Genomic DNA, 596 nt, shown 5'->3' on the forward strand with positions numbered 1-596 from the left:
AACTTTTAGGGGTCACTTCAGTTTCTCGCTCTTTTTTTATTTGTCATAAACAATATATAGTGAAATTTAAGCGATTCTAAATACAGTAAGGCGGATGTTAGTATTTCCTGTCGCAGGAATCGTAATCTCATTAAGAGTAGATTGGACAGAAATTCTTGCACCAGCTACTAATGTTTCGATTGTAGTAAATGAAAGTGAGTCGCCTATTAAATTTGAAGAGAAATTATCAGTTGCGACTGCTCCATTAATTGAAATTCCTACTCCGAGTGGAGCGCATCCTGGCGCAGTTGTAGAAATGGATACGCTAATTACATAAATACCACCGTTGATAACAGTAACTGTATCTGTGCCGTTGAAGATAATATTGTTTACGTTAATTGCAGTACTAAAAATAAAGTTATTAAATTGCAGTACTGTTTGCTGAATATTGTTTGTTACAACAATTGTTGCTACAGGGAAGCTAGGTCCAGTTGGCCCAGTAGGTCCGGTAGGCCCACCAGAAGGTCCAGTAGGTCCAGTAACTCCTATACCAGTAGCGCCGGTAGCACCCGTTGGTCCTTGAATGCCTTGAGGTCCGGTAGCGCCGGTAGCACCCG

Annotated in this window: 1 protein-coding gene; it reads right to left on the reverse strand. The window is 40.9% G+C overall.

Going from position 1 to position 596, the window contains the following annotated elements:
- Positions 1-66 precede the first annotated feature (66 nt).
- Positions 67-596: Gly-Xaa-Xaa repeat protein (locus tag DN403_RS29420; protein ID WP_098816556.1), on the reverse strand; the 530-nt coding region annotated here is incomplete at its 5' end.

Origin of the sequence: Bacillus sp. AY2-1, from assembly GCF_008368965.1 — a bacterium.
Taxonomy (GTDB): Bacteria; Bacillota; Bacilli; order Bacillales; family Bacillaceae_G; genus Bacillus_A; species Bacillus_A thuringiensis_S.